We start from the raw sequence: 26502 nt of genomic DNA, 5'->3' as shown, positions 1-26502 counted from the left end.
TCCCCTTTTCCCAATCCCCAATCCCCAATCCCCAATCCCCAATCCCCAATCCCCAATCCCCAATCCCCAATCCCCAATCCCCAATCCCTAAACCTGTTGAAACCTACGAAAAATGGGTAACTGAATCATAAAAGTTGCACCCTGACCTTCACCAGAGCTAGTAGCGCTGATTGTGCCTCCATGAAGTTCTACAATGTGGCGAGAGATTGCCAGCCCTAATCCCAAACCGACTGTTTGATGACTGCTGGATTCTTGGCGATAACGCTCAAAGATATGAGGCAAAAATTCAGTACTAATACCACGTCCAGTATCGCTGACAGTAATTTGAATTTCTGTTTTGGTTTGCTCTAGCTTGATTTCTATTTGCCCTTGATTGGGAGTAAATTTAATGGCGTTAGACAGCAAATTTCCCAGCACTTGTTGGAATCTTTGAGGATCGCCACATATCTGAGTAATATCTTGGGGTAGTACAGAATTGAGGCTAATATTTTTCGCTACAGCTGAGGGATGGGCGGTGGTGATAGCTGATTCTATGATGCTAATTAAATCAACTGTACCAATTTTAAGTTCCAGCTTACCCCGAATCACGCGGGAAATATCCAGCAAATCTTCAATTAATCTAGCTTGAGATGTCGCACCTCTTTCGATCGCATCTAAGGCGCGGCTAGTAGTGACTGCATCCAGATTGCCGCTTTGTAAAAGTTTTGTCCAGCCGAGAATGCTATTCACAGGAGAGCGCAAATCATGGGAAATGATAGTAATAAATTCATCTTTAGCTTGGCTAGCGGCTTCTGCTTCCATCCGCGCTGCTTGTTCCTGTAGGAGTAATTGACGGTGATGAATTTCTGCTTGTTTGCGTTCTGTAATATCTCGCCAAGAGGCGACAAAGCCATCTTGCCATTTGCTGATGTGAATATCAAAAGCTTTTGTTAACTCCTGCTGTCCATCAACATCGTTGTAAATTAAGGATTCCTTACGTAGCGGGTTGCCTGTTTGTACTACTTGGCAATAATCTGCAAACAGTCCAGATGGGCGATTGGCTGGTAAAGTTTCACACAACTTCTGCCCAATTTGCTCTACTGCAGTCTTCTGAATAGCTTCACAGGCTGCTGCATTGACATACTCGATGCGAAAATCCACAATTTTCCCGGCTGCATCGCGAATGGCAGAGTAAATGCCAAAGCAATCGAGCATATTTTCGGTAGAAGCGCAGAATTGCGCTTGACTGTAGTAGAGTTGCTGACGGAGTTGCGTATTTTCAATCACACACCGCATTGCTAATTGCAGACTGTCTGATGTGGTTTTGCCTTTAATTAGATAGTCTTGGGCACCATTTTTCAATGCCTGCACTGCTACTGTTTCATTGCCATGCCCTGTGACCATAATTACAGGTGGTGGATTGGTGAGAGACTGCTTTAATTCTGCTAAAAATTCCAATCCATCAAGGTCTGGTAACAAAAAGTCCAGTAAGATGGCATCTGGTTGAATCTTCTGGCATAAAGCTAGTGCTGGTTCTCCTAACTCTTCTTCTAGGATGGTATAGCTGTGTAGGCGATCGCTCGCTAAATAGCGACGATAAATTTCCCGGTCTTCAGGGCAGTCATCAACAATCAAAACAGTATGCTGGAGCATAGTTACGCCTTACTTAACCCGTCTCAGGGAGTACAACAATATCCAACCAATATTTGATGAATGTCTGAACCGTCTCGGTGAGACGATCTATCTCTAGGGGCTTAACAATATAACTACTTATAGAGTAAGAGTAACAAATTTCTATATCTTTAGGATTAGAAGAGGTGGTCATGATGACAACAGGAATTTTCTTTAACACTTCGTCTTGTTTAATTTCTTGCAAAACTTCCCGCCCATCAGTTCCTGGTAAATTCAGGTCAAGTAAAATCACTGAGGGACGGGGTGCAATATCCGGGTCGCCGTAAGATCCGGTTTGATAGAGAAAGTCCAAGGCTTGATCGCCCGTGATACAGCGATATATGGGATTGACCACGCCTTCTCGCTGCAACAATCGCTGAAAAGTGCTAAAGTCTTCATCACTGTCTTCAACTACTAGCAACGGTTGAGTAGCGTTTCCTACCATTTGATTATTTGACCTCCTGCAATGTGAAATAGAAAGTACTTCCTTCCCCATAAGTGGATTCAACCCAAATCTTACCACCATGCCTTTCCACGACTTTTTTGGCGATGGTCAGACCTGCGCCTGTACCACCGCCATATTGCGTAGGGCCATGTAGCCGTTTAAAGATGCGGAAAATCGATTCAAAATGGCGATCGCGAATGCCAATGCCGTTGTCGCGCACGTAGAGGATCATTGGTTCTAGATAGCCGATTTCTACGCAAATTTCTGGCTTGTCGTTATATTTAATGCCATTAGCAATGAGATTTGTAAAGATGGCGCTCACCTGGACGCGATCGCACATAATTGTGGGCAAAGGACGCGGAATGCAAATTGTTGCCCCTGTTTCTTGAATTCTGGCACTCAGCACATCTATAACTCGCTGCACTAAATCGTTTAAGTCTGTGGGCTGAATATCTAGTTCTACTCGCCCTAAGCGCGAGAAGTGCAACAGCGAATCGATTAAATTTTCCATGCGCTGTGTGAGTCTAATCAGCGTTCTTAGCCTTGCTATGCCTTCGTCATCTAATCTATTGCCGTAGTCTTCTATAAGAAAGCTGGAGTAATGATGAATACCGCGCAGTGGTTCCTTCAAGTCATGGGAGGCAATATAAGCAAAGGCATCTAATTCATCATTGCTGCGCTGAAGTTCTACATTCATCTTTGCTAGTTCATCGGCTTTCCGCAACACCACACCCACAATTGCACTCCGAAAATTCCATACGGCTTCTATTTCATAGTTTTCCCAGGGTAGAGATTGTTGTTGCAATGTTTCTTTCCACAAATCAAAAGATTTGCGGGGGGATAGCCGTAAACTGCCATCATCTGCTAGTTCTACAGGCTTATGAGGATTCCCTGCCCAATCTACAGTTTGCAATACCTCTGGGCGAAACCAAAGTAAATAGCTGTTCTGGCTTTGAGAAATTGACAGCGCCATTAACCCACTAGCAACATCTTTCCACTCGCTAGCCTTTGGCAGCAACTGAGATAGGGAATTGGTATGAAAAACATCTTCTTGGATATGCTGACTCAGCCAGTTAATTAATTGCTCAATTTCTCGATGCTGTGGCGTTCTCCCCAAGGTTTGGTACTCGCCGTTAATACAAACAGCCGCCCCTGTAGCATTTACCAAATCTAGTAAATTGGGTTCTTGAGTGATCAATCCGTCAACAAAATTTGCCTCCGCCGCCATGTATTCTACTAGCTTGGACTGTACGGCTTTTAACTGCATCTTATGTTCAGCATTCTCGCTGTTTTCTTTCGCAGCTAGTTCTAGAGAAGTCATTTGCCCCAGAAATTCGCAAGCGCTACGAATTTCATAGGGTACATACTTGGGCGATTCGTGGTGACAAGCAATCAATCCCCAGAGTTTTTGATTTTTGAGGAGGGAAATCGACATTGATGCTTTCACACCCATGTTATGTAAATATTCAATGTGTAACGGCGAAACGCTGCGGAGTACTGAGTGGCTTAAATCTGTGGTTTGGTTAGTTACAGGGTTGTGGTGGGGGAGCAAAGCTACTGGTTGATAGTCCACATCCGGAATTAGCCGTAACCAGTTGTCTCTGTAGAGTTGTCTGGCTTGTTTAGGAATGTCGGAAGCCGGATAGCGCAAATTCAGGTAAGGGCTGAGATGGGCTGCTTTTTCTTCAGCAATGACTGTACCATGCCAGTTTTCATCAAAGCGGTAGATCATGACGCGATCAAAACCGTTAATTTGGCGCACGTGTTTGACGATGATCTGGCATAATTCATCTAAAGTACTGGCATTTTGAACTTTAGATAATGCGGCTTTCACTAAATGGTAAAAATTGAAGAATGTATAGTTCTTTTGATGTAGTACAGGTTCTAATTCCAGTATCAGCAGACTATCTGAGCGATGGATAATTCCATCAAAAGCCCGCGCTTCCCCCACAGCAATTGTCAGTTCGATGGGGTTAACGAGTGTCAAATCTTCTTTAATTAAACAATTGCGTAAAAAATCTATTTGCTGTGTATCTAGCAAACGACTGATGGGTTGATTGATTAACTCAGTTGCCGCAACGCCCAATATTTCATCAGTATTTCGGCTCACCTGCACAATGGTGAGTTCCGGTTCAGTCAACGCCAATAGCAGCCCATGCGGCTGAATTGAGCCAGGAATGTGAATTGGTTCGCGATCGCAATTCGTCAAGTCCACCTCAAAAGGTGCGATCGCAGCATTTTCGGGATAATTCTCAGGACTTAAGCTCACAATAAAATTGTAAATTACACATTAACAGCAACAATTAAAACCTTAATCTTTTTAAAAATTTTATTTTCTATTCAACATCTATCTTCAGATATAAATTAAATTAATTAGTCAAAAAAGATATAAAATATAGTACCTTTCTCTCATTAAAATAACATTTTGTCTGAAAATTTTGGGACATGAAACCAAAAAAATCAATTATTGATATCTCAAATCAATAGAACAAAAAAATTTTCTTAGATGACTCATATTTGATTTTTGAAATTCACGTAGGATGCGTTAGCGATAGCGTAACGCATCATTTTTAACGTAGATATTTTTCCCAATTAAATATCAATCCTAGATAACTCTGACAAATTACTTAAATAACTAACTATGACAGCTTGTCTTTTGACATTTATTAGCAAGCACCCAAAAAATATACTTAGTGAGTGTTTTTACGGGTGTGAGAGAATAACGTGAATAAATGTCTTTTGTTGCTGCCAGTTATTGTGCAAACTGTACTGTTAGATGCTGCTGGCTTTGCATCTGAGGCTGAAATCAAGCAGGAAAATGCTGAGAAATTGCCTGCAGTAATTACCCAAATTATCGATATCAGTGAAATTGAGTTACCCTCTACAAATGCTGAATTATTAACGCAAGCACCAGCAACCGACACAGAAAATTCCGAAACTCAACCAGCAGATAATCCCACAACAAACTCCAATTCTAACGATGAAGCAGATATCAACATAGAAGTAATTGGAGCAGAAGATACTCTACCGCAATCAACTCCAACTTATGTAATTGAGCAGGAAGAAATTAAAAAGCAAGGTGCTAATAGTCTGGCTGATGTTTTAAAAAGAATGCCAGGATTTGCTATCAATGATGCAGGTCATGGTGCAGATATTCACACAGGTACATATTACCGTGGCGCTTCTATTAATCAATCTGTATTTTTGATTAACGGCAGAGCAATTAACACCAATATCAATACATATCATGGTGGCACAGATTTAAATAGTATTCCTGTAGAAGCGATTGAGCGAGTAGAACTCTACAGTGGTGCTGCATCGGCTTTATATGGTTCATCAGCCTTTGGTGGAGTAGTTAATATCATCACCAAAGAAGGTTATAGTCAACCCAAATTAACCAGTAGTGTAGAATTTGGCTCTTTAAGCCAAAACAATCAACAATTTACTTATGCTGGCTCGACTGGTGCTGTCAAATATAACTTCAGCTTTGAGAGATATTTTACAGATAACCGTTACCGCATTCCTGTAGGCGCAGCCAATCGCGATTCCCAAGGATTTTTCTTTAATGCTGATACAGCTACAAGTACTTACTTTGGCAGTGTTGGTGTAGATTTAGATAAAAAAAATTCTCTGAATTTCGATATTACTAAATTAAGCAGTCGTCGCGGCTTAACTTATTTTGGTTTTCCTCTCCAAAGAGACCGATTAGATCATGATGGATTTAACGCTGGCTTATCTTGGAAAACTCGTCTAGGAAATGGTGAAAATTCGATTTTAACTACCACATTTGGTTATAACCAAGATTATTTCAGTACCTACGGCCCTACAGTTTTTCAAGGTAGAGAATTTTATCGTACAGGTGTTTTAGACACACAACAATTCACAGCGAGACTGGATCATCAATGGAGAATGACCCCAAATAATCAATTGCGTTGGGGTTTAGATTTAAAAAATACTGACTTAACTGGTGATGTTTTAAGTAGCAGTCCTAATAGAATTGCAACCAATGAAACCGAAGATAGAAGTGTTTTTACCACAGCCTTATTTGCCGTCAATACATTGAATATCAGCGATAATTTCCTGATAGATTTAGGGCTAAGACAAAACTTTGATAGCCAGTTTGGGGATTATTTAAATCCTAGCGTGGGGTTGCGTTATGCTGTTGCACCCAGCATTGCTGTACGGGGTAGCTGGACAGGAGGACAGCGTAATCCAGGTTTAGATCAGTTATATGTTTACGATACAGTTCATGGTTGGGAACCTAACCCTGATTTAAAACCAGAAACAGGTTCTTCTTGGACTGCGGGAGTTGATATCAACTTCTCAGAAAATTTGACTGGACAATTTACCTACTTTGGCAGTAGTTTAGACAATCGCCTAGGAGTCATCGCTGGAAAATGGCAAAACATTGGCTTAGTCGATACCAATGGTTTAGAAGCAGCTTTGCAATTAAAATTTGCCCGTAATTGGTCAACTTTTGTCAACTATACCTATACAGATGCCCAAATTAAAACCGGAGATGAAAGAGGTTTACAGTTAGGTTTAATTCCCTATTCTGTATTGCAAACAGGTATAGGTTATCAAAATTCAGGTTGGCAAGCTAATTTGTATGTTACCTACAACAGTGGCGCGCGTCGCTCTCTTTTTAATAGAACTGGCGACCGACCTACAGATTTTGCTCCTTCTTTTCTCAACTTAGATTTGAGTGGACGCATTCCATTGACGAGAAGTTTAGGCTTAATAGTTTACCTAGAAAACTTATTAGGTGAACAATACGAACGAGTTAATCGTATCTATAGTCCTGGCTTTACCTTCCGCCTAGGTTTATCTTCAGAATTGTAGAATTGTAGGATGTGTTAGGCGTTAGCCTAACGCATCACCAATATCATCAAATATGATGCGTTGAGCGAATATATTTTTGAATAGTCACCGAACATGAAATACGATGCGTTACACTGCGTTAACGCATCCTACAATATATGAGAAAATTTATTTTTTGAATAGTCACCGAACATGAAATACGATGCGTTACACTGCGTTAACGCATCCTACAATATATGAGAAAATTTATTTTTTGAATAGTCGCCAAACATTAAATACGATGCGTTACACTGCGTTAACGCATCCTACAATATATGAGAAAATTTATTTTTTGAATAGTCACCGAATATTAAATACGATGCGTTACACTGCGTTAACGCATCCTACAATATATGAGAGAATTTATTTTTTCAGATTTCCTGATATCAGATGAGAGCCAAAATTGAAAATCAGGTGCTAATCATCAACCGCGAGGACTTACCAGAGTTTAAAAAAGGGGGTTCTGTGGTGAGAAATTCTTATTTCTGGGCACTACGTTCAATTGCTGGTAAATCTGGGCGTTATCGTGATTGGGAATATGAGCCAGAAGTGTGGATAGCGCTGACAAGAATGCTGTTATCTTTTGCGGAGTCTGGCTATTTAGGTTATCGAGAAACATTGCTAGAGTTCCCTCAATCGCAAGAGCAAATTCCCGATTTACTACGCGATGTCTCAACTTGGGAGTGAATCAATAGTGGGGAAAAGGGGAAGGGGGAAGGGGGAAGGGGAAAAGGTTTTGTATTTTACCCTTGCCCCACCTCTTGCACGAGGTTTAATGTACGAAATCGCTTGGTTTTATCCTGTATAAAATATAGAATTAGGGAAAATTCTAGTTCGCCTGAATAAATTTTTCGGGGCACGCCATCCACAGACTTTCGGGGATACACATATCTTAGGGACTTCCAGAAAATAAATTATCCAATTTACTTAGATAATATTTTTCTTTCTCCCCCTGCTCCCTGCTCCCTGCCCCCCTGCCTACTCAGCGACGGGATATTTTTTTAGTTGGAAGTCCCTTATTGGTGCCCATTGGTGTCAACTTAAGCTAAAAGCTATATAGGGCGGGCGTTGTACAAATACCTCGCGCCCTCATCCCCTAACCCCTTCTCCCTCAGGGAGAAGGGGAATTGAATCTCTTGCTCCCCTCTCCCTGAGGGAGAGGGGCTGGGGGTGAGGGCGAAACCTTGCAACCAAGAGGGTTTCACGTTAAGTTGACACCACTGATCGGTGCCGTGCCCCTACGATAGATGTGGTTCAAATATGCGAAAACTATTGTAAAGTGCGATCGCCAATCAACTTTTGTCATCAACCTTACAAGATTAAGCCTTAAACCTCGACCATTAAGCCTTAAACCTCGACCATTAAGCCTTAAACCTTGACCATTAAGCCTTAAACCTTGACCATTAAGCCTTAAACCTTGAGCATTAAGCCTTAAACCTTGACCATTAAGCCTTAAACCTTGAGCATTAAGCCTTAAACCTCGACCATTAAGCCTTAAACCTTGACCATTAAGCCTTAAACCTTGAGCATTAAGCCTTAAACCTCGACCATTAAGCCTTAAACCTTGACCATTAAGCCTTAAACCTTGACCATTAAGGCTTATTGTTGAAGCGATCGCACTTAACCCTACATGAAACTTAAACACATTATTTCTCTGAAAATCAGCCCTGAGTGATTAAATTCAGAAAAATCACTGGTATACATTAAAAATTCTGTAAAAAGACTGCGATTTTTGCTGAACCGGAATGTAACCTAATTGAGCCAAACTAGCCTTTAAGAGCTAGTGAAGGAGTAGAATATGGCTCGTAAGCAACGTACATCCCGGATTCTTGAAAAAGCTCAATTCAGAGTCACCAGAATCAAAGTTTTCGATCCCAATATAACTTTTGATGATAACTGCAACTTGCAAAACCTAACTCAATTAATCCAGCAATTTCAAACGATGCTGAATGAATATAACGATGCTATGGCTGTAATTGACTCTTCTAGAACAAGACTAGACGAGATAGAAAAAAGCTTAAGCCTGATTTCAGATAAAATGCTGGTGGGTGTTGGTTTGAAATACGGCAAAGACAGTAGTGAATATGAGCTTGCAGGTGGCGTTAAAGAAAGCGATCGCATTCGCAAAAGCAGATTAACCCGCTTAAAAAATAGTGCAGAAAAAAACGCAAATGATAATGTAGTAACTGCCTAATATAGCTGCGCGGAATTTATCAGCTAAACCACATCCAATACTTGTCGGTTAAGGGGAAAAGGGGAAGGGGAAAAGGGGCAAGAAAAAACCTTTAACCCTGACCCTTTAACCTTTTCCCCAACCAAATTAAGAGTTTAAAATCCTTAACCGAGCAGTATTGAAACCACATCTATTTTGCATCTCTAGAATATCGATAAATATTATAGGCTGGACATCTTGCCTGTGAAAATTATGCAATTTAAATATGGAATAGCTGACCAATTTTAAACAATAAATCAACAAATATGTAAGGGTAAGGTACTGCCTTGCCCTTAAGAATAATTTTGCTAATTATGATATTAATTACCCATTAGTCAAACTCTTGTGGGATGCGTGTCTCACCATTGGTGTCAACTTAAGCTAAAAGCTATATAGGGCGGGCTTTGTACAAATACCTCGCGCCCTCATCCCCTAACCCCTTCTCCCCCGGGAGAAGGGGAACTAAATCTCTTGCTCCCCTCTCCCACAGGGAGAGGGGCTGGGGGTGAGGGCGAAACCTTGCAACTAAGAGGGTTTCACGTTAAGTTGACACCAATGACATCTTGTCCACCCCACAAGAAAATTATATTGCAACATTTAAGGCTAGACACGCTAATAGGGTTTATTATGCCGGAGGCTAACGCACCTTTTTAAATCCTAGATGGTGCGTTGCACTGCATTCTTAATTCAATACTTATTAATTAAGGAAAAAAGGAGAAGGGAAAAGGAACAATAAAAAACCTTTAACCTTTACCCTTTTACCTTTTCCCCAAACCAAATTAAGAGTTGAAAACCCTTAACCAAACAGTATTGTTTCTTAATTACGAACTACAAATTACAGCTTACTTAAACTCCGATATTCCCAAGGATTAACAAACTTCGCATCGCCCCAAATCCCGCGCTTTTGTTGCTGCGCTTCGGCTTCGGCTTGTTGCACTAAGTCTTTACTGGGACATTTATTTAAATAAGGACGATACACCTTCGCCAGTCCTTCCCGCAGTAAAACTTGCTGCACAAACGTACCATCTTTTAAGCGAACTTCCGCTACCTTTCTACCATAGCGATCGCTATCGGTAATATTCAAAGTTACGCGATCGCCTCCTTGCTTAACTAACTGCTGTAAGCGTTCCTGGGCTTTTGCACCCCAAGTAAATTGATTGCGATCGCTGGCGCGTTTACTTTGCTTTTCTTTATTAGTATGTGGTACTTCTGGCGCATCCATGCAAGCAAAGCGGACGCTGAATTTGTTACCATTAGGGTCTTTCACCGTTAGGGTATCACCATCGCTGATACGCTCAACAGCATCTCCAGAGGGAGGGAAAAGGCGATCGCATCCCATCAAACCCAAAATAATAATTCCTGCACATAGCCAAATTAGTGCTTGTTTATTTAACTTCCGCATTGTCATGCACCAAATTACCTTTGGAGGATGATACTAGCACTGCTGCGCGAAAGTCAAAACTTGTAGAGACGCGATTCATCGCGTCTGTATTCAAAGGTTCACAAAACTTTTCACCCTTACCTTTCCCATAACTATTTTTGAACAAACTAAAACCCCCGCAACCATTGTGTGGACGGGGGTTTATGTTTGATAATTGCACCTTGAATAAATCCTTATTTAGCTAAGAACCAAGTTATTTTTAGGCAACAGACACCTTATTTATTAAGGGTTAGTCAGGCATTAAATGCTACCCAGGACTCTAAAACCAGTACAACCACCGCCAGTACCGCCAGGTGGTGGTGGTTGTAGAGGATCTCCCCAGCCACCTACTACTATTTCCAGTTCTGAGTCGCTTAATTCAGTAAAGTGTGATAACTGCATAATTTTGTTATCTTTTAGATGCTTGGTAGAGTTATGTTTTTTGGTTTTCATTTCCCGGATTTCTCCTGAATTTTCAAATAATGTAGTTATAAAATTAACTCTTACTAAGGAAGATTGGAAAGTGCTATTTAAATTATTTTGAGAAACTTTATGCAGAATAAGCGTGGTTTAAAGATGTCAAGATTCAATAGTAATTTTACTGAAAAATATTATAAAGAATCATAAACTAGCTTAGGTGTTAGAGACTCAATATTTGTCGGTTAAGGGGAAAAGGGGAAGGGTTAAAGGGGCAAGAAAAAACCTTTAACCCTTCCCCTTTCACCTTTTCCCCAAACCAAATTCCGAGTTGAAAATCCTTAACTGAGGTATTGCGTTCCGAAATTATCTGATAATGAACTTTGAGCAACCTTGTTTGCAGAGAATCAGGAAATCTACAGTGAGTCAATATGCACATTAACCAGGAATTATCACTCCCAACAATGGGTTGTGGAACTTGGGCATGGGGAAACCAGCTGCTCTGGGGATACGATCAAAGTATGGATGAGCAGTTGCAAGCCGTTTTTAACCTTTGTGTTAGCAACGGTGTAACCTTATTTGATACAGGTGATTCTTACGGAACTGGAAAACTCAAGGGACGCAGTGAAATACTGCTAGGCAAATTTGCTCGAGAATATCAGGGTATCAACGCCGAAAAGATTTGCATTGCTACCAAGCTGGCTGCTTATCCCTGGAGATGGACGCGTCAGTCAATGGTACAAGCTGGCAAAGCTTCTGCCCAAAGGCTAGGAAGAAATGTAGACTTAGTACAGATGCATTGGCCTACAGCAAACTATGCACCTTGGCAAGAAGAAAGGCTTTTAGATGGATTAGCTGACCTTTATGAGCAAAGATTAGTCAAAGCCGTAGGATTATCTAATTACGGGCCAAAGCGTCTGCAACGCGTGCATCAAAAATTTACCGAACGAGGAATTGCGATCGCAACTCTGCAAGTTCAATACTCCCTACTCTCCACATATCCAGTAACGCAACTCCAACTGAAGCAAGTTTGCGATGATTTGGGCATCAAATTAATTGCTTATAGTCCTTTAGGATTGGGATTATTAACAGGAAAATATTCTAAAACAGGCCCGTTCCCTAAAGGTATTCGTGGTTTATTATTCAGACAATTATTACCAGGAATTGACCCGCTTTTAGCTTGTTTAAAAGAAGTGGCAGAGTCAAGAAATAAAACAATGTCACAAGTAGCAATTAACTGGTGTATTAGCAAAGGAACTATCCCAATTCCAGGCGCAAAGAATCTACAACAAGCGCAAGATAATATTGGCGCTTTGGGTTGGTTGTTAGATTCTGGCGAGGTAGCTGCACTCGATCAAGCTGCCGCTAAATCAGATAAAAAAATGGTGCAAAATATTTTTCAGACGACGTAATAGGATTGGGTAATGGGTAATGGGTAATGGGTAATGGGAAGAGAGAATAATTTATAAGCTGGGACTTTTGACTTTTAATTACGAATTACGAATTACGAATTACGAATTCCCTTAAACCGTTCTTGTGCTGCTTTGAAAGCTTCTTGCATGACAGATTGAATCTTCTTGGGATCGGGTTTTTTCCCACCCATTAAGTCACCAAAGTAGACACAGGCTGTTTCGCCAAGTGACCAAGTGTATGCAGCAGCCCAGGATGCAGCAATGACGCTACCGAAACCGGGGATAAATTTGATCAGTTCTCTTGCTATGGCTTGGGCGAGAAAACCACCTGCGATCGCACTTACAACTCCCCCTGCTTGGGATGGGGTCAAAGTTTGACCGTATAAGTTACCTAGGGCAGTTACCATAGATACTTGTAACGCCGTCAGCACGGGCATAGTTGCAAACGGTAATGGTACGGCTGCGAGGGTTGCTGCCATAATTGCAAAGGGTAAAATGTAACGCCGTCCTGTATCGCGGTAAAGATTTCCTAATTGCTTACCAGCCTCTTCTCGATCCAATAATTGATAAATTGCTTTGGCTTCAGCTTCGGGAAGTAGTTCGGCTAGGTTATCTCGCAAAGCTTCTAAGCCATAGAATACAGGATTGTAACCGTCTTCTTCTAAAGTAAAGTCAATGAGGACAGAGCGATCGCACACCTTGGCAAAATCCTCTTGAATTGCTTCAAAGGCGCGATTAATTTCCTCATAATTTGGCGGGTAATCTGGATGATCAGCGATTTCCGGCGGATAAACCTCATGCAAACAAGTCACCGCTAACAAACAAGGAATATCTGGATACTGCTGACGCAAATCTTGGGCAATTTGACGTAATGTATCCGTAGCAAAATCGTTAATTTTCACCGTCAAAATCAACACTCTGGCGCTGCGGCTAGATTTTTCTAAATCGCCAATTAATTCGCGAATAATCGCCTGAGTATCTTGTTTGACATCCCCCAGTCCTACCGTATCCGTGAAAATTAGCAATGGTAAATCATCGGAAGGATAGGCGTAACGCTCAGTATGTTGGGTGTGAGGGCGAAATCCTTGCCCAACGATTTCTGCCGAAACCCCTGTTAAACCCCGCACTATGGAACTTTTACCCGCTTGGGGTTTACCAATTAACAAAGCTTCTGTAGTTGGCAATTCGGCGCGAACTGTCTCTAAAATTTCCGCAATCTGGGTTTCGCTAACACTAAACCATTGCACAACCTTCTGTGCTAAATCATCTACGGGTACTAGTTTGTCTAGGCGCGGTGTTGCTTTGCGCCAAACATTAGCAATCCGGTTTTTCCAAGAATCATCAGCAGGTTGCACCGCAGGTAGATTTTGCGACTCTGTGCTATTGCTTTCACTTAACTGCTGAGAATCTGCTGACAATGAATCAGCATCACGTTGCTCAGTCATTGGTATAAAAACGGCAGATAGATGCCAAACTAAATGCTGTTTATTATTTTAGGGCATTGGGCATTGGGCATGGGGCATTGGTATGCAGGAGGTTTTGATTTTGGGTTAAAATTCTTCGTCTAACTCGCTAAGTACATCTGCTAAATCTCTTGCTCCATGAAATACCCGCAGGATCTCAACAGTTGTATCTTGAATACGATAGAAAATTAGATAATCATTAAAATCTTTGATGCGCCATTGTCTGATTTCACCCAATCTTGACACCACCAACTGTATTAATTTTCCCATACCAGGGGTTTTTGCCAACTGTTCAAAAGTTACTTCCGCAGCATTTAAAAATTTAACAGCTACATCAGCATTACCATTGACCAATATATAATTTGCCAACTGTCGCAAATCTTGCGTTGCTCGATCTTTGACAATTAACCGATAGTTCATGCGTCGTTCGGATTATCTATACCGTTCTCACCTAAAACAGTAGAACGCAAATTTTGCCAATATTCCGGCGTGACTTCCTGTCCTTGAGAATCAATACCTTCAAGTAAAAGATCTGCCAATTTTGCTTGTGCCTTGCGTTTTTGGTCTTGCTGCACTAAATCTAAAAAATATTCGCCAATGCTGTTATAAGCACCTGTCATTACTTGTGCCTCAAGATAAACGCGCACCTCATCAGGTATATCAATGTTGATATTCATTGGGCTTCAAGCATAACTAATTGCTACTATTTTAACTTACAGGTTTAAGAATTAAGTTCCAGGTTCTTACCTCTAACTTGAAAATGGGCATTGGGCATGGGGAATGGGTAATTGGTAATGGGTAATTAGATTTTCTCCCTCATCTCCCCTTGCTCCCTTGTGCCCCCTTGCCTCCTTCCTAAAGCCAGTTTCCTACTAAAATATAGGGTGCCCAGTAGACTGGATGCTCATATAGCGGATCTTTTAAAAGAGCTAACTGAGAACGACGTAAGGCTTCGGCTTTACCTTCTTGAGTGTTGCTCAGATACTTGTAAAAATAACGCATCAAATTGGCTGTGGCTTCATCGTTAACAGCCCATAATGTTGCTAAAGTGCTGTTAGCTCCGGCTCTGACTGCTATCCCTGCTAAACCTAAAGCTGCACGCTTATCGCCTGTTGCGGTTTCGCAAGCGCTGAGAACCAACAGTTCTACAGATTCTCGTTTTTTCTGTTCGGGTATTTGGAGTAAATTATCTAATTCATTAATTTTGATTTGTTCATCCCACGCCAAAATAAAGGTTTCTATTGCCTTTGAGCTAAATTTACCGTGGGTGGCAATATGAACAATGGGAAAGAAAGTGGATTTTAAATAGGTTTTGAGATTTTTGCTGGTGAATTCCTCATTTAACAGCACAGTGCTGGGTACTTCGGATTTGATTTTCTTTAATTCTTCTTCTACATACTCTAAGGGAGAAAAGCCTTGTCTAGCTTCAGTTAACCCAGCCCCCAAGACTTTAAAGTTGCGCTGTTGCAACCGCTTGGGAGGTAGTAATTGTAAACTGGGTGTCAAAGCCACACTGTATTTTTCAATGACAAATTGCTTCCCGTCGTGCAAAGCCGCTAAGGGAATATTTCGGAAAACGCCATCTGGCACAAAAACTAAAGTTTTAATGCCACTTTTGACTAGTTCGGCTTCTGCTGGACGAATCAACCAATCATAAAGTTGTTGAGATAATGGCAGAAAGTCTTGCTTGGAACGAATAACTAATTTTTTCCGGAGTTTTTCTACAATAGTTTCCAGCTGCTCCTCGGGCAAAACAGTGGCATAGTGTTGTAGTGGCTGTTTTGGCAAGCTGAGAATCACTTCTAATCTATCTGCCAAAATAATCGGATAGATGATTGCGGCTTGGGGATCTAACTGATCGATTTGAGCATATTTTTTATCTAAACAAGCTTCGCGCAAAAAGTCATCGAGTTCTGCCAACTGTAAAGACTCAATCACTTGACGCGCTTGAATGATATCTTTTTGATTAGGTTGAGAGTGTAAAGAATCAATCAGTTGACGCGCTGGAATGAGAGTGTTTTGACTAGATTGAAAGTTTCCTGGTTTGAGAAGTAAGCTGACTAGTTCTCGGTAGACTGGCTCTACACTTTCCCGAAAACTAAATTGCACATCTGGATCAATCGCCACCAAATCGCTTCGCAAAGATTGAAGAGTACTCACAGCTTGAGTGTAGGCTGCGATCGCTCCGGTTTCATCTCCTTGTTTTTTCAAAAGCCGCCCTAATTGCCATTGCCAACGATAAGCAATTTCTGGTGTATTAATAGCTTGTGCCAGTACAAGCGCTTGTTGGGTAAGTTCTTGAGCAATTTGCCATTGTTGAGTATATTCGTAAAGCTTACCTAGTCTACCTAATGCGTAGGCTTCTGCTTGTTTGTCTCCCAAAGTTTTTGCTTGTTGCAAATTATTTGCCAGCAATTTACCAATGCTTTCCATTGTGGGAGCATCTGGAAGATTTGCCTGTTGGAGGCGAATTAAACTTTGCGCTAAGTTCAGTTGAGCATAAATCGACGCACGGCTGGGAGGTAAATTAGCGAGTTGTGGTTGAATTTGACTCCAGAGTGTTTGCGCCAAATTCCATTTTTTCTGCTCAATTAAAACGCTCAGTTGATTCAATTGCGATCGCATTTTCAGGATTGGTGATGGTGCGATCGCAGTCGCTTGTTGATAGAAACCCAAAGCTGAGTCAGCATCTTGGTTTGCCCGGGCAACATTTCCCAAATCGATGAACGCCGCACTAATATCTAAAGGAGACTGTAATTTTTTTGCGATCGCTAAACTTTGTTGCAAAACCTGCTGTGCTTGTGTCAAATTCCCAACTAAACGTAGGCTAGAACCCAAGCTGCGTAATCCAGCAGTTTTGATTGCAGAATCAGGTTGTTTTTGGAGGATGTCGTTTACCTGAATCAGGGTAGATAAGGCGCGACGATATAAGCCTAAAGTCTTTAAAGCCTGAGATTGGTTAATTAAACTCCGAATTACCCCTATCTCATTATCTGCCTTGGTATAGGTAGCAGTTGCTTGTTGCCAAATTGCTAGGGCTGTTTCGGATTTCCCAATTGCTAACTCTAAACTGCCTTGGGTATTCAAAGCTTGCGCGAGGACATTTAACTTTTCTTTAGTGCGATCGCTTTTTACATCCAATAATTTCAAACTACTAGAAATTGCTTGTTTAGCTTCCAACCACTGTCCTAATTGTTGATAACTTAATGATAGGTTATTAAGAACTCTAGCTTGGTTTAGCTCATCATTTTGTGCCTGATAAATCTGTAAAACCTGCTGCCAAATTTTGATGGCTTCTCCAAACTGCCCAGCTTCGTAATATTGCCTACCTTGTTGTTCTTGTTGTGCTGCATTTGATAATTTTTGCTCTATCAATGGCTGTGAATAATTATGAGCAGCAACAGGTAATAGAGTTAAAAATAGCCCTAACAATATACCAAGGATGACGACAATTACACGCGTGTGTATTTTTTTCCAATATTTATGACCAAGCAATAAATATATATTAATGTGCATAAATTTGCCCTGATAACTTTAGCCTTCCATAAGCACATTTTTGGTTTACTAAGCCAAACCACTTTCAATACTTGTGGGGTAAGGGCAAAAGGGTAAAGGTAAAAGGGGCACGAAAAAACCATTAACCCTTACAATCCTACCTTTTATCCAAACCAAAGTTCATTTTATTGCATATTGAAGATGTCTTTTTATCTGGTGGTATTAGACATATAGCCAGCCAAAATTATGCAATTTAAATGTAGAAGAGATTAATTATCAAAATTTCCGTAATCCAAATTCACAACTTTTTAGCAAGATCTGACTGATATTTAAGGGTGCAAAACTTTGCACCCCTACTTAATCTATTTACCGCATTCTTTGATTTTTGTTATCCTCTTTGATTATGCGGATGTTTTTCCCAATCAAAGATTTCATTATCTAACCCAGCCGGTTTACGCCAGGTAATCTTGCCTCGCAATGTATTCATTAATGTTTTTTCAACTACATCAGCTAAGTTATCCCAAGACAAATTTGGCTCTTGCAGCAAGACTTGCAGTGCTTGCAAATTAGCCTGTGCTGGATTTTCTTCTTGAAAATCTAGAAAATCCTCTGCACGTAGAGGATCTTGTTGTACAGCAATAATTCCCTGACGTACAGCCGTGGTAATTTTCTGATGAAATTCTGTTTTACCGCGATGTAATTGCCTTTGCCAACCTCTTTTGCTAGTGGCATAAAATGCAGGCAACCGATTTAATGCGTAAGCCGTCACCTCAGATGGGTTGATATATCTAGCAGTTTTAGCAGGTAAAGCTTGAATTTGAGTCTCAACCTCTGCTACCACTAGCACTTCCATCACATTGCGTGAGTTTTTGATAAAAATATGTCGTTTAGATGGCTGAATTGACGAATCAATTGCAGAATCATCAAAGAAACTCCTCATAGAGCAATACAAGTCAAATTACTGGTTATGGGTTTATATTGCCCTTTACTAGCATTGACCTAACAGGTAAGAAACTTCCACATAAAAAAATAATAAATCGCTTTGGCAAGCAGAGGCAGCAGAGGAAAATTACCAATGCCCTATGCCCCATATAAATAAAACCTCGGCTGCACGTGCCGAGGTTGATGAAGAAAAACCTAAAATTACCCAAATGTCAGATTTTCTTCCTAGTTGTCGTTGTTCAAATATTTAGATTTCTTAGCTTTGTAAGCTTATATTAATATATTTAACATATTCTTCATATAACGTCAATTAATTGAAGTTTTTGTAAAGCAAAGCCCCGCTTATAGGTACTGGGGCTTGTGGGTTTTAACATTCTGGCGAGCCACCTTCATTGTTAGAAAGGTAGATTGCGGCTAGCATAGGCATCCATTGCATAGGCTGGAGTGCGTTCACTATAGTCTATTTCTTTACCAGTAATCGACTTCGCCAATCTTTCAAAGGCATCAGAACGCCAGTTACGTTCGTGGATAGGCTTGCTTTGTTCTCCCAAGAAATAAGCTAGAGAGCCTACAACGGAAGCTGCTACCCAACCTACAACCAATAATGCAATTAAGATAGTCATCTCAAACCTCTGTTGGCAGTAAAGTAACTTTATGTAAATAAAGATAACTTTTTCGTTACAAAACTTGCAATATTAATGTTGGTGTGTGTGCCGATAGTTAAAGTAGGGTAATCCACACTCCAATACTGTTGGTTAAGGGGAAAAAGGGGAATAACAAACCTTTAACCTTTTCCCCAAAACCAATTTGAAGTTCAAAACGCTTAACTGAGTAGTATTGATCCACACTATAGGGAATTGCGATCGCTCATGCTGAAATTGAGTTTGCCTGAAGCAGTGTTTCAATGGCATCACACGCCACAGCAACTCCATTTTCTGATTGGATAATGCTTTTAATTTCTGCTGCTCTAGCTGTATATTTGAGATTTTCTAATAATTGGCGTAATTTTTTAGCTGCTCGTACTGCTGAATAATGCCTAGGGCTAATAGTACATGAAGTTCCCAAGCGTTCAACTCTTGCCGCGTTATCTGGTTGATCGTGACTATAGGGCATCACCAGCGTTGGAATACCAGCTCGTAAGGCTTGAGCTGTTGTTCCAATACCACCTTGATGCACAACTGCACAAGCGCGAGGAAAAATTTGCGAGTATGGCGCATAACTCACAGCAATAATGCTTTCTGAAAGATTTTTGGGAGCCGTATTCTTACCAATTAGCAAAACTGCACGGCGGTTTAACAGCTTTGCAGCTTGAATACTTTCTTCGTAAAAGCTACCTGGAGACATTACCACTGCTGAACCGAGAGTGAAAACAATCGGTGGTTCTCCTGCATCTAAAAATTGCTGGAGTTCTGGCGTGAGTTCTGCTCCATCTCCAGAGCCATCATAAAACGTAAAGCCTGTAATCACTGTATTTGCTGGCCAATCAGGTTGAGATTTGGCAAATGTTGAGGAGAACATTGCCAGCACTAGGTAGGGTGAATATTTATCATCAATAAAGGGATTGCCAACGAGTGCTGATAAACCTAGTTCGCGCCGCAGTTGATGAATTGGTTCTGCCCAAGATTGAGCAACTACTTTTGATAATTTAATAATGCCGCGGTTGAGAATAGAACCAAACCCGCGCAGTTTGGCTAGAAATGGAAATATAGGAATAACTGATGGGTCATAAATAGAGAGAAATGAAGCGGGTTGCAGAACAGCAAACGCCCACGGAATTTCTAATTTCTCCGCAACTAATCGAGCTGCTACAACGCCTTCACCTGTAACGATCAAGTCAGCATCTTTGACAATTTCCATTAAATCGGTGTAGGTTTCACGTAAACTAGCAAGCACCCAATTTTTGATGACATATTCTGTACCCGTTTTTAAATCCATCATCCGCGCCATTTCTTGAGGATCGCTCAGAGCAGTGTTATCAGGACGGATGCGATGAAAGTCGAATCCCAAGGCGGCTATTTTACCTTGATATTCTTTATGGGTTGCAAATATGACATCATGACCCCGCTTTCGTAATTCAAGTGCGATCGCAATTTTGGGATGTAAATCACCAAAAGAACCAATAGTAGTGAAAATAATACGGCTCACAGCTTTGCCTCTTGGTTAGCTCATTATTAATATAATTGCTTGAGGCTCCAGCTTTGCTGCATTAATACTTTTAGGTTCACTTGCCAAACAACATCTTGAATTATTTATGCAGAGTCTAATTCTCAGCAACCTGACAAATCACCATAATATGTGAAAAATATTTATTACAGCTATAGTGAACTATTTGTAATCCTGCCTCTTCTAGTTCTTTGAGAAGTTCAGGCATTTCATACTTGTGATGTCGCCAAATTGTAATTTCTTCATCTTTTAAAACTACAAAATTTTTATCTATGCCCAATTCGTTAAAAGTTACAGTGTAATTGCGATTAAATTTTATATTGGCAGTTATACTATCTGTTTTTACATCATATTTTCTGATAAGTTCGCAATCTTCTGCCTTAATTCCTACCTTATTTTTAATCCATGCATATAGCTCTTCTACATGATATTTACACCCACCTCGAGCTTTACCGTCCCATTGAGAATTAGAGCCAATTTCGTTAGTGAACACAAGCAAATCATTTTTACTCATGCTCTTTCTGAAGTTTTGTAGTGCCCTAATCCTATTTTGATGATTGCCAATGGTCACACCTAGATGTAGAAATATATTGGCTATATCATCCTGAGAATTGGAGCTTTGCCAAAGCTCTAGAGGAATAGTGCTAGTTTCTATATCAACTGTGGCACTATCAAACTTTATGAATGGAAACCATTTAGTAAAGTTTGCTTTTGATACCTCTAAGAGTTCATTACTAATATCCAAAGCAATATATTGATTAATCTTGTTTAATTTGGCAAGACAAGAAATTAATTTTTTGGCAGGGTAAGAATTACCTGCACCCACATCTATAATATTGACTTGATTACAATTTTGATAACTACCATTAACATACTCAAAGTTATCATTTAATAAATCAATTTCTACGTTGGATGTGCGATACCATTGAGGAGTAATATATTTTTGATAATAATTATTCCAGATTTTTGCACCTCTACCTTTATAAGAATACTTTAAAGGGATTTCTCTTCTCATCTCTAATGCCTGAATTAATTCTAAAACTTCTTGTTTAGAGAAGATAGAATAGAATTTAGAGCTTGGTTCTATGATCCGGCTGCTCGGACTAGATTTATCAGTAAAAAATTGTGAATTACTGGAAAAATTTTTAACCATTTTTGTTTGGGTTTGTTAGATGTGAAAGTTAATTAGCATTTCAGCAGCGTCGCTTCTAACTCACCCAAGCAGTCAGAGTCACACCCGCCTTTTTGTTGGGGCTATGGCTCTGACTGGTAATACCAATTGAAAAAATCTTGCTACATATAAATCATGTGTATGGGTGCAAAGCTTTGCGTCCATAGCTCATGTATTTGTTGCATTGTTTTTTCAGACTGGTATAAGTACTTGGACAGAATTAATTACAGTATTTCATTACCAATGAAGTTTACTTTTCCCTAAGGAACGCTACGGGTAGCTTGCTTCTCCACAGGAGTACGGATAACCCGCAGGGGTACGCTTCATTTGCAAGAACTGTAAATATTTTCCAGCTACTGAATTGCTTTATTTAGTTGTAATTTTGTTGATTGATTAATTCTTCCACAAAAATTAGGCACAAACAAGAAAACTGTGTAAATATAAAGAAAAGCTTAAGAGGTTAGAGACTCATGATCACTGCCAAAATGATGCGACAACTTTGGGCTGTAATTGAGTCTACCAACGTCAACACCTTACTGCAGTTTGATGATGTGGCTTTAGTACAATTGCTGCTTCAGCAATTAAAAGCCAAACAGGAAATTGATGAACAGGCAGATAATAGCCTAGATAATTACATAAAATCTAAATTGCCTTTAATTCGAGATACTGCTGAAAGCAGGTTACCTTTAGGACAAGACAATCAATAATACAAAAAGTTCACCCAGACAATATGATAAATCACTGGCTAAGTATTGCCCTTGCAGCTTATCTAATGGGAGCGGTAATTGAAGGGGTAAGTACTGCTGGCGAGCTATCTGATTCTTTGGCGGAACTAACCAAAGATAGGGAACAGCAACTATCAGAGTCTACTAATCCTCTTCAGGAGAAATGGCGGATCTTTGCTGCCATTGCCTCAATCAGTCTTTGTGGAGCCTGCATTTGGCCCTGCCGTTTGCTTCATCGTTTAATTAAAGGCAACGTTTCAACTAAAGAGTAGTACCAATTTTTTAGTTGGAATTTCCTGATATCATGCAGCTTTTGAAGGGGAATTTAGGTACAATTTCACATTAAATTGGTATTCAAGGTTTGTTATTTCCCTTTTCCCATTCCCCTTTTTCCCCTTCACCGACAAGTATTGAGCATCAATTAGGTTGCTCTGTTAGCAGTTGTAAAGCATCGTCAAGACCCGCGATCGCAGATAATTCTAAAAGAAATATATCCTCCAGAACAGTACGCAAGTCTTTGATTCTAGTCAGTAGACGCTGTTCTTTGCTTCCATCTAAATAATGTGTTGTTAGCTGGTTATTTCGCAATGCATAACGACAATTTACATCCGGCCTAGCTGCAATGAGTGTGGTAACAAATAGGGAATTAGGATGTGTAGAAACATACCAATTACTTACCTGATAGTCAGGTAGGTGTTGCTCTTGCAAATCAAAACGGTAAAGGCTTGTCCACTCCTGGGCGATGTATGCTTGCATGGTATAAGTTTGGTCAACCCAGAGCAAGCGAAACTGTTCATGGGTTGTATTCTGTTCAATGTTTGGTGTAAAAGACAACGGTACAGTGAGCGTTAATCCGCCAAATCCCACATCTACAATATATTGCTCAGTATCAATATTCACTAAAAGCAACATATGGCTGCGAGGTGTAATAGTCCCTTCTGGAAGGTTCCAAAGTACACGCGCTGCTAGATTCTTTACCTGAAACCCGAGAGAGATTAAAACTGAGCGCAGTAAGGAGTTTTGCTCAAAACAATAGCCACCGCGATTTTCGTAGATTAGCTTTTGCTGTAAGGATGCTATATCCAGAAGCACAGGCTGTTGGAGAAATGAATTGAGGTTCTCGAAGGCGATCGCTTTTGTATGATGTAAGTGAATTGCCTGTAAAGTCTTAAGTGTGGGAGTGCGATCGCCGTTATAGCCAATTCGCTGAAAATAAGCATCAAGATTGATTTCAGTGGGTATGCTGGCCATTTTTACTTCCCCATGATTGACAAATATTCCCCTTATTTCCTATTTTCCTTGCAAGCGGCGCAAAGTTAGCCAACCCCAACAATGTTTCATGTCATAGCCTTGTTGGTGACATTCTTCTCCGCCACTGACAATTTTTGTTCCCTGGCTATTAATATCAATGCTGTTAATTGCATTAGGACTAGTGAAAATTTCTTTACCTGGAAGCGTGGTGTTCTCTCGCCTTCCTGATGGGGTGAGTTGCCAAACTGTGACTCGTTCGTCATCGCTAATTACCAGTTGACGAGTGCCTAATGGCCCAGCAAGAGTACCACCTTCAAGAAATGATAAACTCCGTATTGGTCTTTTTGCTGTTGCTGCCCATTGATCAACTATACAGTTTTGATTAATTGACTGTTCTGATTTATTTGCAGCAGTTTGGCTTTGACATTGGTAATCTAATATGGTTACAAACCCATCAGAATCAGCTGTTGCTAACAGTTGCGAAGAACCTGGTAAAAAATTGAGGTTCAAAATTCGGTCATTATTTCTTAATACGCTGTTTGTAGGTTGGATGGAGAATTCCGCTTTAATGATATTTGATCGAGTTAAATATTCTTTAGTTAAAGATGTCCGACTTTGCGGTTGACGATTAATTTTCTTAAAATCTAGTAAAGTCAACAACTTTTTATTGCCAGTAATAGCCAGAGTATTTTCATCCTCACTTAAAGCCATTGACCAAGCTTCATAATTGCTACCTAAGCTAATAACTCTTTCTGGTTGTAATCGCCATGTGTCTTTTGCAGAGTTGTTTACCCAGATGACTATATTACCACTGCCATGCCCAGCTATTAAATAATGATTATCTTTCGTAAATGCTAAAGCAAAAACTCTGTCCTTATTGTCAACTATTTCCTGAATTGACAATTCATTGATGTTTTTACGCTGTTTGATATTCCACAGTTGAGTTACTCCGTTATCCAACCCAGCCGCAACTAACTGATTTTCTGGAGAAGCAAATTCTAATGCTAATACAGGTTCACTATTATCTTCTGTTTCTGGCTGATTGAGTTGATGTAAACTCTCACCATCAACCCTCCAAAATTTAATTGTGCCATCCTCAGCACCACTAACAACTAAGTCAGCATTATTATTAAAACGTACTGCATTCACCATTTCCGTATGTGCAGGCGTTTCTGTATTTAATACTAATGATAAAAATGCAGATATCAATCCTACAATTACAGCCAGAGAAAACAGTTGTAACCATACAGGAATGATTGGTAAAATCAACAGTTCTAAATCTTGACTAGTAGGTTCTATATCCTGCAATCGCTGATTTAATAAGCGGCTTCTAACTGTAAATTTTAATCTTTTTGACCATCCTATCCAACGGCGTTTCGCTTTAATTTCTAATAGCGCTGTGGTAATTTGTTGGATTGTTAAATCTAAATTTTCTGGCAATAGCTGAAAGCTAAATCTGCGAGTGTTTTGTCCTTGAACTTGAATATATACTGATTGCTGTAAATTACTGAGATTATTAAAGATTAGTTCAAAACTGCCAGTATGAGATTTCCAATTAGGAACCCATTTTCCTGTGTGAGGAATTTGCAATTTTTGTGGTATAACAGCAAATTTGACAAAACCTACAGGCAAAACTTCTATATAACCTTGAACACTGAGAGAGTAGCCCTCTGGAGTAATTGCTTCTATAGTAAAGGGATATTCTTCACTAGGCGCATCTTTTACAGGTGGAGGTTGACATTGAAAAATTATTTCTGCTTGCGCGCTAGCAGGTACCACCAACTTTCTTTCTCTACTTCCTTTTAGCCAAGATGCATCTAATCCGACAAAACGCAGTATTACCTCAACAGGTTTTGGATTACTATTTCGCACCCCAATTTTAATATCAATAGGATTGTTAGGGAGAACTCGGTATTCCTTCCCTGAAAGTAAATTGATACTTAAATATTTTGCTCTTTTTTCAGCTTCTCTTTGCAGATTTAGCCAATTATCTTCCATTTTTTCATGTATGGTTTCTCATGATTAATTTTGAATTATGTTGACTCTCCAGCAGAGAAAATTAGCGGTAATATTAGCGCTGCTAAAATACCCGCCATGACAATTATTTCTATGATTGCTAGAGGTAAATTATTCTGGATTAAATTCTGAATTCCTCCCAAATTATTAGATAAATTACTCAACCAATTACGCAAGCGTGTAGACCATTGTTTCGGATTGTCTTCTGGGCGGATATGAGCCGAAAATATGGAAAGTAACAACGGCGCACCACCGACTTTAGCAGACATTAAAAGGTGAATCGCTAAACAACAAACTATAATTGCCCAAGCAATAAGATGTAGATAGTACCAACTATGATTTAATTCTCCTGTGGGTAACCATTCTTCTTGCATCATTCTGCCAGATAACACAGCTAAACCCGCAGCAATGAGCATCAGCGTATTAGCAATTCTTTGCAAACTTACCCACCAAATTGGTTTACCAAGCTGGGCTAAATTCGACAATGAATCTTTTTGTAATAGCCTTTTGTTACCTGCATGAAAACTATAGAGGGCAAACACCGGGAAAAGAACAAAGAAAAAGACTGCAAATGTGCCGTGAATATCGATAATTCCCTCAATCCGCGGGATGGGGATTTTGCCAAATCTGCCATCGAAGCTATTGTAAACGAAAAAGCCTGTGATCATGGCGGCGATCGCTAAAATTCCACTGACACCATGAAGTATCTTTAATAACAAAGGCTGATAGGGAGCAGAACGGGACATGAGCGATTACCATTTTAGATTTTGGATTCGACAATCACCAAAAAATCATTCTAGCAATCTCAAATAATACTACGTTTCCTGATAGGATTTTTTATCCTACCGAAGTGCAAAGTT

At 40.1% G+C, this 26502-nt stretch carries 23 protein-coding genes; 6 read left to right on the top strand and 17 right to left on the bottom strand.

The genetic code is table 11. The annotated features are described in order from the left end of the window. Nucleotides 1-87 precede the first annotated feature (87 nt). The 3 genes from AACU25_RS29490 to AACU25_RS29480 are packed head-to-tail and all read right to left on the bottom strand — an operon-like array spanning nucleotide 88 to nucleotide 4364. Nucleotides 88-1632: a hybrid sensor histidine kinase/response regulator gene (locus AACU25_RS29490; protein WP_096581756.1), complete on the bottom strand. Its 1545-nt coding sequence runs from the start codon at nucleotides 1630-1632 to the stop codon at nucleotides 88-90. A 13-nt stretch (nucleotides 1633-1645) separates the two neighbouring features. After that, nucleotides 1646-2095 carry a response regulator gene (locus AACU25_RS29485; protein ID WP_096581754.1) on the bottom strand — a complete coding sequence of 150 codons (450 nt, stop codon included), beginning with the start codon at nucleotides 2093-2095 and terminating at the stop codon, nucleotides 1646-1648. 4 nt (nucleotides 2096-2099) lie between these two features. Next, nucleotides 2100-4364, bottom strand: a complete 2265-nt coding sequence (locus AACU25_RS29480) for an ATP-binding protein (RefSeq protein ID WP_321206918.1) — start codon at nucleotides 4362-4364, stop codon at nucleotides 2100-2102. A gap of 455 nt (nucleotides 4365-4819) precedes the next feature. Here AACU25_RS29480 and AACU25_RS29475 point away from each other — a divergent pair, with 455 nt between their 5' ends. Continuing rightward, nucleotides 4820-6937: a TonB-dependent receptor plug domain-containing protein gene (locus tag AACU25_RS29475; RefSeq protein WP_096581752.1), complete on the top strand. Its 2118-nt coding sequence runs from the start codon at nucleotides 4820-4822 to the stop codon at nucleotides 6935-6937. 408 nt (nucleotides 6938-7345) lie between these two features. Next, on the top strand, nucleotides 7346-7642 hold the full coding sequence (locus AACU25_RS29470) for a hypothetical protein (RefSeq protein ID WP_096581750.1): 297 nt from the start codon (nucleotides 7346-7348) through the stop codon (nucleotides 7640-7642). Between the two features lie 514 nt (nucleotides 7643-8156). Here the strand turns inward: AACU25_RS29470 and AACU25_RS29465 are convergent. Further along, a complete protein-coding gene (locus AACU25_RS29465) occupies nucleotides 8157-8600 on the bottom strand; it encodes a hypothetical protein (protein ID WP_096581748.1) in 444 nt (147 codons plus the stop codon). A gap of 153 nt (nucleotides 8601-8753) precedes the next feature. Here AACU25_RS29465 and AACU25_RS29460 point away from each other — a divergent pair, with 153 nt between their 5' ends. Next, nucleotides 8754-9149, top strand: coding sequence for a hypothetical protein (locus AACU25_RS29460; RefSeq protein WP_096581746.1), 396 nt, complete (start codon nucleotides 8754-8756; stop codon nucleotides 9147-9149). Nucleotides 9150-10002: 853 nt separating this feature from the next. On the opposite strand, the gene AACU25_RS29455 is transcribed toward AACU25_RS29460, so the two are convergent. Beyond that, on the bottom strand, nucleotides 10003-10569 hold the full coding sequence (locus AACU25_RS29455; protein ID WP_096584241.1) for a thermonuclease family protein: 567 nt from the start codon (nucleotides 10567-10569) through the stop codon (nucleotides 10003-10005). 279 nt (nucleotides 10570-10848) lie between these two features. After that, complete coding sequence (locus tag AACU25_RS29450; RefSeq protein WP_096581742.1) at nucleotides 10849-11040, bottom strand: hypothetical protein; 192 nt, start codon at nucleotides 11038-11040, stop codon at nucleotides 10849-10851. Nucleotides 11041-11435: 395 nt separating this feature from the next. On the opposite strand from AACU25_RS29450, the gene AACU25_RS29445 reads away from it, so the two are divergent. Then, on the top strand, nucleotides 11436-12416 hold the full coding sequence (locus AACU25_RS29445) for an aldo/keto reductase (RefSeq protein WP_096581740.1): 981 nt from the start codon (nucleotides 11436-11438) through the stop codon (nucleotides 12414-12416). A gap of 92 nt (nucleotides 12417-12508) precedes the next feature. On the opposite strand, the gene AACU25_RS29440 is transcribed toward AACU25_RS29445, so the two are convergent. From AACU25_RS29440 to AACU25_RS29405, 8 genes are all read right to left on the bottom strand, one after another. Continuing rightward, nucleotides 12509-13861 carry a GTPase family protein gene (locus AACU25_RS29440; protein ID WP_096581738.1) on the bottom strand — a complete coding sequence of 451 codons (1353 nt, stop codon included), beginning with the start codon at nucleotides 13859-13861 and terminating at the stop codon, nucleotides 12509-12511. A gap of 105 nt (nucleotides 13862-13966) precedes the next feature. After that, on the bottom strand, nucleotides 13967-14299 hold the full coding sequence (locus tag AACU25_RS29435; RefSeq protein WP_096581736.1) for a type II toxin-antitoxin system RelE/ParE family toxin: 333 nt from the start codon (nucleotides 14297-14299) through the stop codon (nucleotides 13967-13969). Then, nucleotides 14296-14556, bottom strand: coding sequence for a ribbon-helix-helix domain-containing protein (locus tag AACU25_RS29430; RefSeq protein WP_096581734.1), 261 nt, complete (start codon nucleotides 14554-14556; stop codon nucleotides 14296-14298). Before AACU25_RS29430 ends, AACU25_RS29435 begins: the two co-directional genes overlap by 4 nt. Before the next feature lie 178 nt (nucleotides 14557-14734). After that, complete coding sequence (locus AACU25_RS29425; RefSeq protein WP_096581732.1) at nucleotides 14735-17395, bottom strand: CHAT domain-containing protein; 2661 nt, start codon at nucleotides 17393-17395, stop codon at nucleotides 14735-14737. Nucleotides 17396-17762: 367 nt separating this feature from the next. Beyond that, complete coding sequence (locus AACU25_RS29420) at nucleotides 17763-18314, bottom strand: late competence development ComFB family protein (RefSeq protein WP_096581730.1); 552 nt, start codon at nucleotides 18312-18314, stop codon at nucleotides 17763-17765. Between the two features lie 397 nt (nucleotides 18315-18711). Then, on the bottom strand, nucleotides 18712-18939 hold the full coding sequence (locus AACU25_RS29415; RefSeq protein ID WP_096581728.1) for a photosystem II protein, Psb35-related: 228 nt from the start codon (nucleotides 18937-18939) through the stop codon (nucleotides 18712-18714). A gap of 244 nt (nucleotides 18940-19183) precedes the next feature. Next, on the bottom strand, nucleotides 19184-20461 hold the full coding sequence (locus AACU25_RS29410) for a glycosyltransferase (RefSeq protein WP_096581726.1): 1278 nt from the start codon (nucleotides 20459-20461) through the stop codon (nucleotides 19184-19186). 115 nt (nucleotides 20462-20576) lie between these two features. Then, on the bottom strand, nucleotides 20577-21632 hold the full coding sequence (locus tag AACU25_RS29405; protein WP_096581724.1) for an L-histidine N(alpha)-methyltransferase: 1056 nt from the start codon (nucleotides 21630-21632) through the stop codon (nucleotides 20577-20579). Between the two features lie 488 nt (nucleotides 21633-22120). Here AACU25_RS29405 and AACU25_RS29400 point away from each other — a divergent pair, with 488 nt between their 5' ends. After that, nucleotides 22121-22357, top strand: coding sequence for a hypothetical protein (locus AACU25_RS29400; protein ID WP_096581722.1), 237 nt, complete (start codon nucleotides 22121-22123; stop codon nucleotides 22355-22357). Nucleotides 22358-22380: 23 nt separating this feature from the next. Next, on the top strand, nucleotides 22381-22647 hold the full coding sequence (locus AACU25_RS29395) for a hypothetical protein (RefSeq protein WP_190445732.1): 267 nt from the start codon (nucleotides 22381-22383) through the stop codon (nucleotides 22645-22647). A gap of 145 nt (nucleotides 22648-22792) precedes the next feature. Here AACU25_RS29395 and AACU25_RS29390 read toward each other — a convergent pair whose 3' ends face one another. From AACU25_RS29390 to AACU25_RS29380, 3 genes are read right to left on the bottom strand one after another with little or no spacing between them, the layout of a single operon-like run. Beyond that, the gene (locus AACU25_RS29390; RefSeq protein ID WP_096581720.1) at nucleotides 22793-23626 is read right to left on the bottom strand and encodes an arylamine N-acetyltransferase family protein; all 834 of its coding nucleotides are present in this window, start codon (nucleotides 23624-23626) and stop codon (nucleotides 22793-22795) included. A gap of 39 nt (nucleotides 23627-23665) precedes the next feature. After that, the gene (locus AACU25_RS29385) at nucleotides 23666-25624 is read right to left on the bottom strand and encodes a WD40 repeat domain-containing protein (RefSeq protein ID WP_096581718.1); all 1959 of its coding nucleotides are present in this window, start codon (nucleotides 25622-25624) and stop codon (nucleotides 23666-23668) included. Between the two features lie 35 nt (nucleotides 25625-25659). Then, a complete protein-coding gene (locus tag AACU25_RS29380; protein WP_096581716.1) occupies nucleotides 25660-26388 on the bottom strand; it encodes a cytochrome b/b6 domain-containing protein in 729 nt (242 codons plus the stop codon). Between the last annotated feature and the right edge of the window lie 114 nt (nucleotides 26389-26502).

The sequence above is a fragment of the Tolypothrix tenuis PCC 7101 genome (genome assembly GCF_963874875.1).
Lineage (GTDB): Bacteria > Cyanobacteriota > Cyanobacteriia > Cyanobacteriales > Nostocaceae > Aulosira > Aulosira tenue.
The sequence above is the reverse complement of the archived record's forward strand: the minus strand, read 5'-3'. Positions and strand labels throughout refer to the sequence as shown.